Origin of the sequence: Paenibacillus sambharensis, assembly GCF_003233845.1 — a bacterium.
Classification (GTDB): Bacteria; Bacillota; Bacilli; order Paenibacillales; family Paenibacillaceae; genus Paenibacillus_I; species Paenibacillus_I sambharensis.
On record NZ_QKRB01000044.1, the window covers coordinates 1 to 13,908 of the forward strand.

Sequence of the window (13,908 nt, forward strand, 5' to 3'; positions counted from 1 at the left end):
TTCGGGGTGGAAGCGCAGCAATGCGTGCAGCTGACGAATACTAATCGGTCGAGGGCTTATCCTATTAAGAACAAACAAACCAGCTAAGTTCTATAACTTCATTCGCATCCGGTTTTCAGGGTGTAAGCAAATACGCTAGATTACCCCTGTGTAGTTGGTGCGAGAATGCTTATATAGACAGTTGATCAAGTCTTTACCTGATCTGAATGGTTAACCGATGGGCCATTTGGACAAGCTTACAATCATCGGACCAATGTGGCGGCATAGCTCAGCTGGCTAGAGCGTACGGTTCATACCCGTGAGGTCGGGGGTTCGATCCCCTCTGCCGCTACCAACTTTATAAGGACGCTTAGCTCAGCTGGGAGAGCATCTGCCTTACAAGCAGAGGGTCGGCGGTTCGATCCCGTCAGCGTCCACCATTTTTTTTTGCCGATTTTCGGTTTTAACTGTGGAGCTGTGGTGTAGAGGCCTAACATGCCTGCCTGTCACGCAGGAGACCGCGGGTTCGAATCCCGTCAGCTCCGCCATTTTTCTTATAAGGTACGGCTCGGTAGCTCAGTTGGTAGAGCAGAGGACTGAAAATCCTCGTGTCGGCGGTTCGATTCCGTCCCGAGCCACCATTTAAGCCAAATATGGCTGGTGGATTACATGGAGGGCTAGCGAAGTGGCCAAACGCAGCAGACTGTAAATCTGTTCTCTTACGAGTTCGGTGGTTCGAATCCATCGCCCTCCACCAGTTTTAAATCAAGAGCCATTAGCTCAGTTGGTAGAGCACCTGACTTTTAATCAGGGTGTCGTAGGTTCGAGTCCTACATGGCTCATAACGTTTCAGTCTTAACCCCTTGCGGATCCCCGCAAGGGGTTTTGTTATATCTAGGCGTACTTCTTCATGCTCGTGGGCATGCTACATCCGAAAGGGGTGTGAAGTCTTGGTTTTTTGGCTTGCCGCAATCACTTCGTTCGGTATTGTATATGCAGCAGTTCCCTTCATGAAGAAGATTGCAATCCGGTATGGGGTTGTAGACCGCCCAGGAGCACGCAAGATCCATTCCTTGCCGGTTCCCCTGCTTGGCGGTACTGCCATTTATGTCGGTACAATTGTGTCGCTCTGGTTGTTCACTGGGGTACATGACTTAACAGAAGCCATTGCAATTGGCGGCCTGCTGATCGTTGCAATTGGTTTACTCGATGATATTACCAAGTCACGCGGGATAGACTTTCCGGTCTGGCCAAGAATCATTGTATACACAACGGCTGCCATTGTGCCGGTTGTCCTGGATATCCGGGTACTCGGGCTGACCAATCCTGGTCCGGGAGGAATGTTTATTTTCCCCTACTGGCTGTCTGGGGTTGCTACCGTTCTATGGATATTCGCCATGATTAATATGGTCAACTTCATCGATGGTGTAGATGGTCTGGCGGCGGGTGTATGTATGATTTCCTCGTTGACCCTGTTTGTTGCAGCTTTTGTGAAAGGGAATATGGATACGGCTGTCTTGGCTCTAATTGTCTTTGGTGCTTGTGCAGCATTTCTGACCTACAACTTCTACCCAGCCCGTATTTTTATGGGGGATGCAGGGGCAGCCTTCTTGGGATATACGCTTGCAGTCATTGCTGTCCAAGGCACCTTCAAAGGCACAACCTTCATTACAACGTTTATCCCTTTCCTGGCATTAGGTGTTCCAATCATGGATACGCTCGTAGTCATGATGCGGCGGGCTATGGAGGGCAGAGAGCTGCACAAAGCGGATAAGCTGCATACTCATCATGTGCTGATGCGCTGGGGACTGACCCAAATCCAAACGGTATCGTTTATGTATTTGCTCGCTATCGTGTTTTCCCTGCTGTCCATTGTACTGCTGCTGGCCGCTGGATAAACCAGAAGGCATTTATAGGCAAGCTCCGGTTATGATACAATGGCAAAAAACAGGTGACACCGGATAGGAGCTGCCTAAACATGAATGCATCTTGGCGAAACCAGCTGGAATCATTATTTCCTCATACGTTCTCTACCAAGACAGTTAAGAAATCGGAGTGGCTCAAAGATTTGGAGGAAAGCGCCCTTCCTGAACAAATGGAGAATCAGGCATTAGAGATGGGAACTCCCTATCGAACGAAGAATGGAACTGTCCGTTTCTTGGTGAGCAAGAAGCCTGAGCAGATAGAATATGTTGAACTAACCGACGTTATAACCCACCGGGAGCAGCAGCTGCTTAGCATTATCATCCGTCAGGCAGCGCTAGAGCATAAGCCGGAAGGCGGAAAGCCGGCAGCTGAAAAGGAGCGGATCGCTCTGGAGCTTGGCAGATGGGTTAAGGAACAGCTGGAGTCCGGCAAGAGGACTAATCCGGTTCCTATTGATTATACAAGCAGCCGTTTGGAGCACGAGATGATTCCTTTCCTTATTGTGCGCGAGCAGGGGACTGCTCACTCTGAGCATGAAGGCCTGGAAAAGCTGCTTCAATCCTTCTTCGAGGAAGAAGTCATGATCATTCCTCTGCAGGAGCAGGAATGGCTTATATTAGGCCCGGCGTCTATTCTTAGGGAGGACATGGCTGAAAGCCGGATGGATGAAGAAGGTGAGACGGCTGATGATATGCTTACCGGCATCTGTTCCGGACTTCATGGCATGCTGGCGAACGAATGGGTAGGCGAATGCCATGTGGCGGTTGATTACCCGATCATCCCGGCGGAGTCGATTGTCGATACGGCAGCTACCCTGCGGGAGACAATCTCGCTGGGCCGTAAATATCATATCGGCGAGAATATCCATTTTCCCTGGATGCTTTCCCTGGAACGGCTGCTTAATGGCATCCCGGAGGAACAGAGGCACCGTTATATTGAGCTTGTTGTGAACCGGTCCGATCTGCTGCTGGAGCCTGAAATTATCACGACGCTGGAAACCTTCTTCAGTATGAATTGCAATGTTAGTGATACGGCCAAGAAGCTATACATCCATCGAAATACGCTTTTGTACAGACTGGACAAGCTGAAACAGGATACAGGGCTTGATGTCCGGCTGTTCCGGGATGCGGTTCTCGTCAAGATTATATTGTTATTGTATAAAGTAACGAAAAGAAAGTAGTTTTTTTGTATAGTATGTGCATATCCATTTCCCCCATATTGCGATACTATTAAGTCAGTTAAGAAATCAATCGTTTAGGGGGAAATGAACATGGCAGGCGTACGCTTAGAGCATGTCTACAAGAAATATCCCGGTTCCGATAATGCATCCGTTAAGGACGTTAATCTCGATATTAAAGATAAAGAGTTCCTCGTACTCGTTGGCCCGTCGGGTTGTGGTAAATCCACGACACTGCGGATGATTGCTGGTCTCGAAGAAATTTCCGAAGGCAAGCTGTTCATTGGCGACCGTCTTGTAAACGACGTAGCACCGAAAGACCGCGATATCGCAATGGTGTTCCAGTCCTACGCATTGTACCCGCACATGAACGTTTACCAGAACATGGCATTTGGCTTGAAGCTGCGTAAGTTTAAGAAAGCCGATATCGACAAGCGTGTTCGTGAAGCCGCTAAGATTCTCGATATTGAGCACCTGCTTGACCGTAAGCCGAAGGCACTTTCCGGTGGTCAGCGTCAGCGTGTTGCCCTGGGCCGTGCGATTGTCCGTGAACCACAAGTGTTCCTGATGGACGAACCGCTCTCCAACCTTGATGCTAAGCTGCGCGGTCAGATGCGTGCTGAGATCAGTAAGCTGGCTAAACGTCTGGAAACAACCGTTATCTACGTAACGCATGACCAGATTGAAGCGATGACAATGGGTGACCGGATCGTAGTTATGAAAGACGGTATCATCCAGCAAGCAGCTTCTCCGGATGAGCTTTACAATCATCCAGTCAACATCTTCGTTGCCGGCTTTATCGGCTCGCCTTCGATGAACTTCATCAAAGGTTCGCTGACAGAGCAAGGCGGATCGGTTCATTTCAAGACAACAGGAATCGATATCGCACTTACTGAAGGTAGAGCGAAGATCGTACGCGAGAAGGGTTACGTAGGCAAAGAAGTTATCATCGGCGTTCGTCCTGAAGACCTTCACGATGAGCCTGTATTCCTGGAAGCATCCCCTGGCAGCATCGTAACGGCTCTGGCTGAGGTTGTTGAGAACCTTGGTCACGAGAAGAATATCTACCTGAACGGTATCGGTAACGACACAGTTATCGGACGTGTAGATGGCCGTTCTGATATTAAAGAAGGCAGCAACGTCAAGCTTGCGATCGACATGAACAAGATCCACATGTTCGACCTGCAAACAGAGCTGAATGTCTTCGAAAGCTAATACAGGCTGAGTAAGCCTTACTGAAGCCGTCCCGTAAGGGACGGCTTTTTTATAACGACGAACAAGGCTAAGCTGCTATCCTACAGTCTGAAGCTTCAGGAGGCTAAACGTTGATTTCGGCGTTCAATTCCTTTACGATGAATACATTGGATAAATGAGACCCTCTGTACTGAGCCGATTAGTACAGGTATAAGGAGGCCACATCCGTGCCTAAACGAGTAAAAGTATCCGAATTAATTCAACAATTCAATCTGGAGATAATAGCCGGAGAAGATGGACTGAAGAGGGGCATCACGGTTGATGACCTGTATCGTCCGGGTCTCGAGATGGCCGGTTATTTTCATTACCATCCGACTGAGCGGGTACAGATATTGGGTAAGACAGAGCTTGCCTTCATGGAAACACTGGATAGTACGGAGCGTACAGAGCGGCTGGAGAGGCTCTGTCACGAAGAGACGCCGTGCATTATTATCACCCGCGGTATAGAAGCCCCTCAGGAGCTGCTGGAGCAAGCTGAGGCGAAGAAGATTCCGCTGCTTCGCAGTCAGGCAGCCACGACCTTCCTGATCAGCCGGATTACCGGTTTCCTGGAACGAAAGCTGGCTCCTACGGCAACGATTCATGGTGTTCTAGTGGACATCTACGGGATAGGCATGCTGATCACCGGTTCCAGTGGTATCGGCAAGAGTGAAACTGCCCTAGAGCTTGTTAAGCGCGGGCATCGGCTTGTCGCCGACGATGCAGTGGAGATCAAACAAACCTCGGACGGCCAGCTGCACGGCTCTGCGCCGGAGCTGATCCGGCATCTGCTGGAAATCCGCGGTCTTGGTATTATTAACGTGATGACGCTGTTCGGGGCAGGGGCTGTCCGCACGCAAAAACGGATCAGTGTTGTTATTAAGCTTGAGAACTGGCAGCAGGAAAAACAATACGACCGGCTAGGTCTTGATGAGGACACAACGAGAATTATTGATACGGATGTGCCGCTTGTAACCGTACCGGTAAGACCGGGCCGTAACCTTGCTGTAATTATTGAAGTGGCTGCTATGAATTTCCGGCTGAAGCGGATGGGGTATAATGCGGCTCTGCAGTTCACCAACAAGCTGACCGAAACCATTGCAGATGATATGGATGATTATGAATAATAAAGGAGCGTAACGCATGTTTGCAATGAGATTGGATCCCGTTGCCTTCTCCCTGGGCCCATTAACCGTGCACTGGTACGGTATTATTTTGGGTCTGGGTGCTTTGGCTGGTTTGATACTGGCCATCAGGGAAGGCAAACGGTTCGGGCTGCCGTCCGAGTTTTTCATGGATTTGCTGTTGTTCGGTGTACCTTCCGCCATAATCGGTGCAAGACTCTATTATGTCGCCTTCAAGTGGGACGAATACCGCGACAATCTGTGGGGCATATTCGCTATTTGGGAGGGCGGCATAGCCATTTACGGCGCGCTGATCGGGGCGCTGCTCTGCGGGTATATATACATAAGATCAAAGGGCTACAGCTTCTGGAGAGTAGCGGATATATGCGCACCTTCCCTGATTGCGGGGCAAATGATTGGCCGCTGGGGCAATTTCGTCAATCAGGAGGCATATGGCGGCCCGGTTGAGGAGAGCTTCCTGCGGGACACACTGCATTTGCCTGCCTGGATAGTGGATCAGATGAATGTTCAGGGAATATACCACCATCCTACCTTTCTTTATGAGTCGTTATGGAATCTTGCCGGACTTATCCTCCTCTTCATCTTGCGCAGGCAATCGTTCCTGCGAGCTGGGGAGCTGTTAATATCGTATTTTATCTGGTACTCGATCGGAAGATTCTACGTGGAAGGACTCCGGACTGACAGCCTGGCATTCCAGGGGCCAGGATGGCTGGATTCTGTTGTAGATGCGCTCTGGTCTCCGATGACTACTATCTTCGAAGCGGGATATCTTGACCCTGCCTATGGTAATGTCCGTACGTCCCAGCTCATGGCGATCCTGCTTGTTCTGGGCGGTATCGTATTAATCATTTATCGCCGCAAGAGCGGTGCGGCTTCCGAGCGTTATCTGGACCCGATGATTAACTTCAAGACAGGAAGACCGGCCGGCGGTACAGCAGAGGAATCCACACCCGCCAAGGATGCTGCGGAGCAGGGGGTTCCTATTATGATCACGCCGCTTGCTGCCGAAAAAGAAGCTGACCGGCCGAAGCAGGGGGAGGCTTATGAGAAGCAAGAACCCCGTGAGGAAGGCCGGGAAGGAGAGAACGATGACAGCAAAGACAAGAATTAATACGGTATTGTTCGATCTGGACGGTACCATTCTAGATACCAACGAGTTGATCATACAGTCCTTCATGCATGCACTGAAAGACATTGTCCCGGCTGATTTCAGCAGGGAGCACATGATTCCCAGCATGGGTATGCCATTGGCATACCAGATGCAGAAGTTCTCGGGACTTGAGGATGTGTCCCATCTGATTGCGACGTACCGGGAGATCAATCTCCGTCTGCACGATGATTTGGTGACTACCTTCCCCTATGTGAATGAAGTCATGGAGCGTCTGCACAAATCAGGCTTCAAGCAGGGAATTGTGACAACGAAGATGAGGCTGACGACTGACCGTGGACTTGCTTATGTCGGTCTTCGGGATTATGTCCAGTCGGTTATTACAGTAGACGATGTCCAGCATCCGAAGCCGCATCCTGAGCCTGTGCTGAATGCGATCAGGGAGCTGGATGCTGAACCAGCGGCCACGCTGATGGTAGGGGACAGCGTCGTGGATATTCAGGCGGCCAACGAAGCGGGTGCTGTTTCGGTCGGTGTTGCATGGTCACTGAAGGGTGAGAAGGTGCTTAGAGATGCGGGGGCCAACCATATCATTCACGACATGCGCGATCTATACGAGCTGGTAGGCCTGGAGCGTGTGACAGCTTGAGGAATGTCGAACGGTACCCTGTTGAGGGTCCTAATGCCCTCTGGCAAATGTACCGGACGGTCAGCCGCTTCAAGGCGGTACGAAATTTTATTTTCATTCAGCTGTCCCGCTACTGCCCGTCCCTGCCCGTTAAGAACTGGATTTATCGGCGCATCCTTGGCATGAAGGTGGGCAGGCACACCTCGTTTGCCCTTATGGTCATGGTAGATGTCTTCTTCCCGGAAAGAATCGAGATTGGAGATAATTCCATCATTGGCTACAACACGACTATTCTCACGCATGAGTATTTGATCCGGGAGTACCGGCTAGGGCATGTCCGGATTGGGAGCGGGGTTATGGTCGGAGCTAATACGACGATATTGCCCGGTGTAACCATTGGGGACGGGGCAATCATTGCTGCAGGCTCAATTGTTCATAAGGACGTCGAGCCATACTCATTCGTCGGAGGCAACCCGATTAAGGTGATCCGTGCACCTGACAGAGAAGAGGCTTGAGTCAGGCAGCAAGCGTGTAAAATAAACCGTAATGTCCGGCTGGATTTCAGCCGGATTTTGTTTTATGCGTGAGCAGAGGACGGCTACCCGGTGACACCCCCTGCTGTCTTGGGCATATACTGTGGTGATGGGCGGCATACCAGCTTGGGGGTAATGCGAATGGGCAGGAATAAGCGAGGGTTAGGCTATGAACTCATATAAACCGGAACAAGGCGCAAACAACTGGAACCCCTTTGAATTTATGGAGCAGCTGCAGGGAGATCAGAATACAGCAGCGGATACCTCTTGGGTGGAAGGCTTCGTCAAGGAAGCGATGGACCGGGCATTCCGCGGAGCTGTAAGAACATCTGCCGAACCACGAAGAAGCGGGGGAAGCTCGAGAGTTGAGCAGTTTGAAACCCATAAGAATGTGATCATTAAGATTCCGCTGCCCTATATGTCTCCCGATATTAGGACATACGCTGGGGAAGAATCGCTTAAGCTGGAAGGTGCTCCTCCGCATATTCCAGCTTTAATCCGGTTTCGTTCGGTTGTGGAGCCTACCAGCGGCAGAGCTGTTTACCGCAGCGGAATTCTGCAGCTTACATTTCGCAAACGGCCGCCTGAAAACCGGTTTCACGAGATCCGAATCCGGTATTAAAGAATACAAGGCTACCCGGGTCAAAGGGAAAAGGCGCACACCGACCGCGGCGTACACCTTTCCCGGAAGACGTCTCCCAGCCTGGCAAGCGGGCTTCTCTTAGAAGAATGGGGCAGCGAACAGTGCGGCGAGAAGGAATAACGGGATGGCAAAACCGAGTCCGGCTCCGAAGCCATAGCCAGGATAGCCATAGCCGCCGAAACCATATCCCGGATAGCCTAAGCCGAAAGCTTTCGTTCCGGCTTTCTTCATTTTGCTGCCGGAAGTCGATGCCTTGGCATTCTTGCGTTTACGAAGCCGTTTAACGGCAGGATGTGCGGCTGCTTGTTTACGAAATTGCTGGATCGCTGCCTGAGGAACACCTGCAGGCGGCTTAAAGTAGACGACGCCATCCTGAACACGGTCCATTACACCCGTGAAGAGATCACCAGAATGAGTCATAGCCAGAACGGTTCGCCCGCAATGAGGATGGATGGCATCCTCGATAATGGGATGGCAGGCAATCATGTGCATGTGTATTCACCTCCTGATTTCTTAGAAAAAGCCATCGGCCTTGCGACCGATGGCTGGGACAAGTATCAAAGGTTAAACAAGCAGTGAGCGGCTGATGATAACCAGCAGAATGAAGAGTACCAGAATCGCCCCTGTGCTTGTGAAGCCTCCACCAAAGCCTGCGCCAACTCCATGTGTCATCACGCGGTCACTCCTTTCTTTATTCGATAGACCATCTTATGCGGGGGGCACTATTCCGATTGTACGCCTGCCTTTAATTACAGGAGTTTCATCCTAAATAGGCGGAAGAAGCTGCCTGGGTAAATGGTGGACAAGCCTGCTTGAATGCTGAGTTGATTGCGGTTCTTGACGGAGGGGAAGCTGTCATGTTACGATATCGACTATCCTTTATTTTGGCAGTATGGTAACATGGTAGTACATTAACACACTAAAGTGACTGAAGGTGAATCGTGATGTCCAAACCGAAAGTATTTGAAAAACCGACCGGTGTGAAGGACTATCTGCCGGAAGCGGTCTCCAAGCTGCGCCATATCGAGCGACATGTGCTGGATTGTATGCATCGCTGGGGATATGAACAGATCATGACACCTACAATGGAATATTACGATACAGTTGGCGTGGCTAGCAGCACGTCCGACTCCAAGCTGTTCAAGCTGCTGAACAATCGGGGGACGACGCTTGTGCTGCGCTCTGATATGACGGCACCGATCGCGCGTGTAGTCTCTTCCTTGCTTAAAGAAGCTCCATTCCCGCTCCGTCTGTCCTATCATTCCAATGTGTTCAGAGCCATTGAGGAAGAGGCAGGCAGAGAGGCGGAGTTTTACCAGACGGGCGTGGAGCTCGTTGGGGACCCATCTGCAGAAGCGGATGCCGAAGTCGTGGCGCTTGCCATTGCATCCCTTAAGGCAGCAGGCGTACAGCGCTTCAAAATCGCTATTGGCCATGTTGGCTTCCTGAATGGCTTATTCGAGGAAACCCTTCAAGGTCGGGACGGCGCACAGGAGGCGCTGAAGGCCTGCTTGCTGGGCCGCGATTATGTGGGCTACCGCGAGCAGCTGCACAATCTGTCGCTGTCCGGTCCGGTGCGCCAGGAGCTTGAGGACATTCTTCGGTTAAGGGGCGGGCAGGAGGTCTGTGCGCAGGCGCTGAATCTCAGCAGCGACCCGACAGCCCGCGCATCGATTAACCATCTCTGTGAGATGTGGAATGTGCTGCAGGCGTATGGCGTAACCGAGCATGTGCTCATTGACCTAACCATGATCGGTGATTTTTCTTATTATACGGGGATGACCTTTGAAGGGTATGCGGCAGATCTGGGCTTCCCTGTCGTAAGCGGCGGACGTTATGATAACCTGCTGAAGCAGTTTGGACGCCCGGCTCCGGCTACAGGCTTTGCGCTGAAAACCACCAGAATTGTGGAGCTGATCGGTGATGACGCATCCGGAGAAGAACAGCGGATCCTTATCGGGTATAACGCAGCCGGCCGCGCAGAGGCGCTTAAGGAAGCCCTGATCCTAAGGGCTGATGGGCATACCGTTATAACCGAACAGATGGAGTCCAAGGACCGTCCTGCGGCTGATAGCTCGGGTCAGCTTGTCTATAAAGGAACGGCTTACGGATCCTATGCCGGGTTCTTCGGGAGCGAGCCGGAGCGGCTGACAGGACGACAAAGGGGGCTTGCAGACAAATGAGCGGTAATGAGGAATTGTTGAAGGTAGCGATGCCGAAGGGCCGAATCTACAAACAGGCCTCCAAGCTGTTCCGGGAGGCGGGCCTGCCGATACCAGAGGATTTTGACGATACACGGAGGCTGATTATCGAGGCTCCTGAAGCGGGTATGGCTTTCATCATGGCCAAGCCGGTGGATGTGCCAACTTATGTGGAATACGGCGTAGCTGATATCGGCATTGTCGGCAAAGATGTACTAATGGAAGAGAACAAGGATGTCTATGAGCTGCTCGATCTTGGTATTGCGAAGTGCCGGATGTCAGTCATTGGATTGCCGGACTGGAAGCCGGTTATTCATCCGCGTGTGGCGACCAAGTATCCGAACGTGGCGTCGCAGTATTTCCGGGAGCAGGGCCAGCAGGTGGAGGTTATTAAGCTGAACGGATCCATTGAGCTGGCGCCGCTGATCGGACTGGCAGACCGGATCGTCGATATGGTGGAGACGGGGCAGACGCTGCGGGAGAACGGACTGGTGGAGATGGAATCCATCTTCGGCATTACGAGCAGACTGATTGCCAACCGTGTCAGCTACCGGATGAAGAACGAGGCGATCCAAAGCTTGTGTGACCGGCTGCAGCAGACGATCTCGGCTAAGGTCTGATAGACCGTTATAATAAGTGAACAAGAGTGATTTTGGGAGGGGTAGAGGATGCGCATATTGGCTGCAGATCAATTTCAATTGAAGCGCGAGGTGGAGTACGGCACGCCTGAACAGAATGAGGCGGTCCGCCAGATCGTCGCAGCGGTTCAGAAGGAAGGGGACGCTGCCCTGCTGCGGTATACGGAGCAGTTCGACGGCGTGCGGCTCGAAGCCGGTTCCCTGCGTGTACCGGAAGAGGAGATACAGGCGGCTTATGATCGGGTGGATTCCGATTTTCTAATCGCGATCCGTGAGGCTGCTGTAAATATCCGGGCCTTCCATGAGAAGCAAATGCGTAAATCGTGGATGGATCTGCAGCCGGACGGATCGATGCTGGGTCAGATTATGCGCCCGCTGAAGCGGGTTGGCCTGTATGTGCCGGGGGGCAAAGCAGCGTATCCTTCCTCCGTATTGATGAATGTCATCCCAGCCCAGGTTGCCGGTGTGCCGGAGATTGTGATGGTCACACCGCCGTCTACAGGCGGCAAGGAAGGCATAGACCCTTACATACTCGTAACGGCGGCTGAAGCGGGTGTGAAGGAGATGTATCGCGTGGGCGGGGCGCAGGCCGTTGCCGCGCTCGCTTACGGCACGTCATCAATACCTCCAGTCGATAAAATATGCGGTCCCGGCAATATCTATGTCGCACTTGCCAAGCGGCTGGTCTTCGGTGCCGTCAATATCGACAGCATTGCCGGACCCAGTGAGATCATCGTGCTCGCGGACGATTCCGCAGACCCGTCCTATGTGGCAGCGGATCTCCTCTCCCAGGCCGAGCATGACGAGATGGCTTCCGCAATCCTGGTAACCCCATCGCAGAAGCTGGCTGAAGCGGTTGCGTCAGAGGTGGAGAAGCAGCTCGCTGAGCTGCCAAGAGAGGCGATTGCCCGCAGGTCAATCGATGATTATGGCGCGATCCTGACGGTAGGCTCGATTGAGGAAGGCATTGCCGTCGTTAACCGGCTTGCGCCGGAGCATCTGGAAGTGATGACAGAGGACCCGATGCGCTATCTGGGCATGATCGAGAATGCCGGGGCGATCTTCCTCGGCCCTTACAGCTCGGAGCCGGTTGGCGATTATTTTGCCGGTCCGAACCATATCATTCCCACTAATGGCACGGCGCGTTTCTCATCTCCGGTCAATGTGGATGATTTCCTTAAGAAATCAAGCCTGATTTATTATAGCAAGGAAGCCTTGATGGCAAGCGGCGAGAAGATTATAACGCTGGCCCGCCACGAAGGGCTGGAAGGCCACGCGAGAGCGGTAGAGATCCGACTGGAGCGTGAGGGCGGCAAGGGCAAATAGAGCGAGAGTAGCTAGAGGTTAAACACGCAGGGGAGCGCGGGCAGCCCGCCCGCCTGCTTACATTTTACAGGGAAAGAAGGGTCAACCGATGACAGAGGCAAGACGTGCGGCGGACGTAGCGCGCAAGACGAACGAAACGGATATCAAGCTATCCTTTGCGGTGGATGGCACAGGCCAGTCCGAGATTGAGACCGATGTGCCGTTCCTGAATCATATGCTGGATTTGTTCACGAAGCATGGCCAGTTTGACCTGAAGGTTGAAGCGCGGGGGGATGTCGACATTGATGATCACCACACCGTAGAGGACATCGGCATCTGTCTCGGCCAGACGCTGCGGGAGGCGCTTGGTGACAAGCGGGGCATTAAACGGTATGCCAGTGTGTTCGTCCCTATGGATGAGGCGCTGGCACAGGTCGTTATTGATGTGAGCAACCGGCCGCATTTCGAGTACCGGGCAGAGTATCCGTCTTCGACGGTGGGCAGTTTTCATACCGAGCTGGTCCATGAGTTTCTGTGGAAGCTTGCGCTGGAGTCGCGCATCACGCTGCATGTCATTGTGCACTACGGCAAGAACACCCACCACATGATCGAAGCGGTGTTCAAGGCTCTGGGACGTGCTATTGATGAAGCCACTACCATTGATCCACGCGTGCAAGGAGTGCCTTCGACGAAGGGAGTGCTGTAAGCATCATGATTGCCATCATCGATTACGGCATGGGCAACCTGCACAGCGTCAGCAAGGCGATTGAACGGCTTGGTTATGAGGCAGTCCTAGCTTCGGATGAGGCGGCCATTATGTCTGCAGATGCCGCTATTCTTCCCGGTGTCGGGGCTTTCGGGGATGCAATGCAAAACCTTCGGGATACCGGACTGGATGAGGTGACACAGCGCTATGCAGCCTCAGGAAAGCCGCTGCTTGGCATCTGTCTCGGCATGCAGCTGCTGTTCACCTCCGGTGAGGAGCACGGCGCCAATGCGGGCCTAGGCCTGCTGCCGGGCAGTGTGATCCGCTTCGAAGGCAGCTACAAGATACCGCATATGGGGTGGAACAAGCTGGAGTTCAGGCAGACCAGCCCGCTGTTCGAGGGCCTGACTGAAGGGCATGTATACTTCGTTCATTCCTTCCACGCACGACCGGAACGGGAAGAGCATTTGCTTGCGACAACCGACTACTACCAGCATGTAACGGCAATTGTCGGAAGAGATAACATCTACGGCATGCAGTTTCACCCGGAGAAGAGCGGGGAGCTTGGTATGCAGCTGCTGGCTAACTTCCTTAAGCTCAGCGGCAGGCCGCAGGCGTAAGGGCGGCTTTCGAGGGACAGCGCGACAATTAGGGAGCTGGTTACTGCGGGGCCGGGGCTATAGGAA

15 protein-coding genes and 6 tRNA genes are annotated in these 13,908 nt (G+C 52.6%); 19 read left to right on the forward strand and 2 right to left on the reverse strand.

Annotation, left to right across the window (positions count from 1 at the left end):
* Positions 1-257: 257 nt before the first annotated feature.
* The 14 genes from DNH61_RS11325 (at position 258) to DNH61_RS11390 (ending at position 8,351) form a co-directional block, all read left to right on the forward strand.
* Positions 258-334 (forward strand) — tRNA-Met (locus tag DNH61_RS11325).
* Positions 335-343: 9 nt separating this feature from the next.
* A tRNA-Val gene (locus DNH61_RS11330) sits at positions 344-419 on the forward strand.
* A 31-nt stretch (positions 420-450) separates the two neighbouring features.
* Positions 451-527 (forward strand) — tRNA-Asp (locus DNH61_RS11335).
* Positions 528-544: 17 nt separating this feature from the next.
* Positions 545-620, forward strand: a tRNA-Phe gene (locus tag DNH61_RS11340).
* A gap of 30 nt (positions 621-650) precedes the next feature.
* Positions 651-736: transfer RNA gene (locus tag DNH61_RS11345), tRNA-Tyr, on the forward strand.
* Positions 737-748: 12 nt separating this feature from the next.
* Positions 749-821, forward strand: a tRNA-Lys gene (locus DNH61_RS11350).
* Between the two features lie 108 nt (positions 822-929).
* Positions 930-1,877, forward strand: a complete 948-nt coding sequence (locus tag DNH61_RS11355; RefSeq protein ID WP_245948146.1) for an MraY family glycosyltransferase — start codon at positions 930-932, stop codon at positions 1,875-1,877.
* Between the two features lie 80 nt (positions 1,878-1,957).
* Positions 1,958-3,085, forward strand: coding sequence for a PucR family transcriptional regulator (locus tag DNH61_RS11360; RefSeq protein WP_111146786.1), 1,128 nt, complete (start codon positions 1,958-1,960; stop codon positions 3,083-3,085).
* 90 nt (positions 3,086-3,175) lie between these two features.
* On the forward strand, positions 3,176-4,297 hold the full coding sequence (locus DNH61_RS11365) for an ABC transporter ATP-binding protein (protein ID WP_111146787.1): 1,122 nt from the start codon (positions 3,176-3,178) through the stop codon (positions 4,295-4,297).
* Positions 4,298-4,503: 206 nt separating this feature from the next.
* On the forward strand, positions 4,504-5,442 hold the full coding sequence (hprK, locus tag DNH61_RS11370) for an HPr(Ser) kinase/phosphatase (RefSeq protein ID WP_111146788.1): 939 nt from the start codon (positions 4,504-4,506) through the stop codon (positions 5,440-5,442).
* 16 nt (positions 5,443-5,458) lie between these two features.
* A complete protein-coding gene (gene lgt, locus DNH61_RS11375) occupies positions 5,459-6,571 on the forward strand; it encodes a prolipoprotein diacylglyceryl transferase (protein ID WP_111146789.1) in 1,113 nt (370 codons plus the stop codon).
* The gene (gene ppaX / locus DNH61_RS11380; RefSeq protein ID WP_111146790.1) at positions 6,549-7,217 is read left to right on the forward strand and encodes a pyrophosphatase PpaX; all 669 of its coding nucleotides are present in this window, start codon (positions 6,549-6,551) and stop codon (positions 7,215-7,217) included. Before lgt ends, ppaX begins: the two co-directional genes overlap by 23 nt.
* Positions 7,218-7,264: 47 nt before the next feature.
* Entirely contained in the window at positions 7,265-7,711 is a 447-nt protein-coding gene (locus DNH61_RS11385; RefSeq protein WP_425452242.1) for an acyltransferase, read from the forward strand.
* 187 nt (positions 7,712-7,898) lie between these two features.
* Positions 7,899-8,351, forward strand: a complete 453-nt coding sequence (locus DNH61_RS11390) for a hypothetical protein (protein ID WP_111146792.1) — start codon at positions 7,899-7,901, stop codon at positions 8,349-8,351.
* A 99-nt stretch (positions 8,352-8,450) separates the two neighbouring features.
* Here DNH61_RS11390 and DNH61_RS26745 read toward each other — a convergent pair whose 3' ends face one another.
* Together DNH61_RS26745 and DNH61_RS26610 are read right to left on the reverse strand one after the other, a co-directional pair.
* Entirely contained in the window at positions 8,451-8,864 is a 414-nt protein-coding gene (locus DNH61_RS26745; RefSeq protein WP_245948147.1) for a hypothetical protein, read from the reverse strand.
* 72 nt (positions 8,865-8,936) lie between these two features.
* Complete coding sequence (locus tag DNH61_RS26610) at positions 8,937-9,044, reverse strand: sporulation protein YjcZ (RefSeq protein ID WP_220036939.1); 108 nt, start codon at positions 9,042-9,044, stop codon at positions 8,937-8,939.
* 272 nt (positions 9,045-9,316) lie between these two features.
* On the opposite strand from DNH61_RS26610, the gene DNH61_RS11400 reads away from it, so the two are divergent.
* The 5 genes from DNH61_RS11400 (at position 9,317) to hisH (ending at position 13,842) form a co-directional block, all read left to right on the forward strand.
* Positions 9,317-10,555, forward strand: coding sequence for an ATP phosphoribosyltransferase regulatory subunit (locus DNH61_RS11400; protein WP_111146793.1), 1,239 nt, complete (start codon positions 9,317-9,319; stop codon positions 10,553-10,555).
* Positions 10,552-11,193, forward strand: coding sequence for an ATP phosphoribosyltransferase (gene hisG / locus DNH61_RS11405; protein WP_111146794.1), 642 nt, complete (start codon positions 10,552-10,554; stop codon positions 11,191-11,193). The genes DNH61_RS11400 and hisG overlap by 4 nt, the downstream gene beginning before the upstream one ends.
* Positions 11,194-11,241: 48 nt before the next feature.
* Positions 11,242-12,537, forward strand: coding sequence for a histidinol dehydrogenase (hisD, locus tag DNH61_RS11410; RefSeq protein WP_111146795.1), 1,296 nt, complete (start codon positions 11,242-11,244; stop codon positions 12,535-12,537).
* A gap of 88 nt (positions 12,538-12,625) precedes the next feature.
* A complete protein-coding gene (hisB, locus tag DNH61_RS11415) occupies positions 12,626-13,222 on the forward strand; it encodes an imidazoleglycerol-phosphate dehydratase HisB (RefSeq protein WP_111146796.1) in 597 nt (198 codons plus the stop codon).
* Positions 13,223-13,227: 5 nt separating this feature from the next.
* Entirely contained in the window at positions 13,228-13,842 is a 615-nt protein-coding gene (hisH, locus tag DNH61_RS11420) for an imidazole glycerol phosphate synthase subunit HisH (RefSeq protein WP_111146797.1), read from the forward strand.
* The last annotated feature ends 66 nt before the right edge of the window (positions 13,843-13,908 follow it).

What these genes read in the sequence shown, in the direction of transcription:
- DNH61_RS11385 (WP_425452242.1), top strand. Translation starts at nt 7,265, where the DNA reads ATGTACCGGACGGTCAGCCGCTTCAAGGCGGTACGAAATTTTATTTTC.
- hisG (WP_111146794.1), top strand. Translation starts at nt 10,552, where the DNA reads ATGAGCGGTAATGAGGAATTGTTGAAGGTAGCGATGCCGAAGGGCCGA.
- hisB (WP_111146796.1), top strand. Translation starts at nt 12,626, where the DNA reads ATGACAGAGGCAAGACGTGCGGCGGACGTAGCGCGCAAGACGAACGAA.
- DNH61_RS26745 (WP_245948147.1), bottom strand. Translation starts at nt 8,864, where the DNA reads ATGCACATGATTGCCTGCCATCCCATTATCGAGGATGCCATCCATCCT.
- hisD (WP_111146795.1), top strand. Translation starts at nt 11,242, where the DNA reads ATGCGCATATTGGCTGCAGATCAATTTCAATTGAAGCGCGAGGTGGAG.
- lgt (WP_111146789.1), top strand. Translation starts at nt 5,459, where the DNA reads ATGTTTGCAATGAGATTGGATCCCGTTGCCTTCTCCCTGGGCCCATTA.
- ppaX (WP_111146790.1), top strand. Translation starts at nt 6,549, where the DNA reads ATGACAGCAAAGACAAGAATTAATACGGTATTGTTCGATCTGGACGGT.
- DNH61_RS11400 (WP_111146793.1), top strand. Translation starts at nt 9,317, where the DNA reads ATGTCCAAACCGAAAGTATTTGAAAAACCGACCGGTGTGAAGGACTAT.
- DNH61_RS26610 (WP_220036939.1), bottom strand. Translation starts at nt 9,044, where the DNA reads ATGACACATGGAGTTGGCGCAGGCTTTGGTGGAGGCTTCACAAGCACA.
- DNH61_RS11360 (WP_111146786.1), top strand. Translation starts at nt 1,958, where the DNA reads ATGAATGCATCTTGGCGAAACCAGCTGGAATCATTATTTCCTCATACG.
- DNH61_RS11390 (WP_111146792.1), top strand. Translation starts at nt 7,899, where the DNA reads ATGAACTCATATAAACCGGAACAAGGCGCAAACAACTGGAACCCCTTT.
- hisH (WP_111146797.1), top strand. Translation starts at nt 13,228, where the DNA reads ATGATTGCCATCATCGATTACGGCATGGGCAACCTGCACAGCGTCAGC.
- DNH61_RS11365 (WP_111146787.1), top strand. Translation starts at nt 3,176, where the DNA reads ATGGCAGGCGTACGCTTAGAGCATGTCTACAAGAAATATCCCGGTTCC.